This is a genomic window from Parendozoicomonas verongulae (assembly GCF_009711465.1).
In the GTDB taxonomy this organism is placed as follows: domain Bacteria; phylum Pseudomonadota; class Gammaproteobacteria; order Pseudomonadales; family Endozoicomonadaceae; genus Sansalvadorimonas; species Sansalvadorimonas verongulae.
In genome coordinates this window covers 1-479 of the sequence record NZ_SMME01000664.1, presented here as the reverse complement: position 1 = coordinate 479, position 479 = coordinate 1, and the positions used below count along the sequence as shown (strand labels likewise).

The following is a 479-nucleotide window of genomic DNA, read 5'->3' as shown; positions in this document are numbered from 1 at the left end:
AAGCGTCCTTCACCTTGTTGGCATCCTTGGTGACACCATCAGCAAAGCGATTCATCACAGCCCCGGTTGCCAAAGAGAAAGTCCGCGCTTTTTGTTCCAGCTCATCAAAACCCAGTGCGCCGACAATATCCGCTGCCGCCTCGGCTATCTTGGCGATGGCTCCGGTAATAAAAGTCGCTGCACCTTTAACGACAACCGACAGGCTATTGAACAGGGCCTTGATGCCATTGCCCAATACCTGAAAGGTGGCGATCACTGTGGTGGCCGTATCGACGATCTTCTGAAACCCGCTGGTCGTGGTGTTCACCACCTCATCCAGAGTCAGGTTGGCAAAGAAGGCTTTGAGGCTTTCGGCAATGGCTATGAAGGTGGCAGAGATATTGGTCGCCAGCTCGTTCAGCTTGCCGTTGGCCGCCAGCTCATCGAGTTTGTTACCCACCGCCGTCATCTGAGCCTTGATGTAATCCGCCCAGCCGCTG

General features: G+C 54.7%; 1 protein-coding gene. It reads right to left on the bottom strand.

What is annotated here, in order from left to right:
- Nucleotides 1-479, bottom strand: a 479-nt coding sequence (locus E1189_RS23260) for a hypothetical protein (protein WP_196221088.1), incomplete at both ends; no start/stop codon positions are given.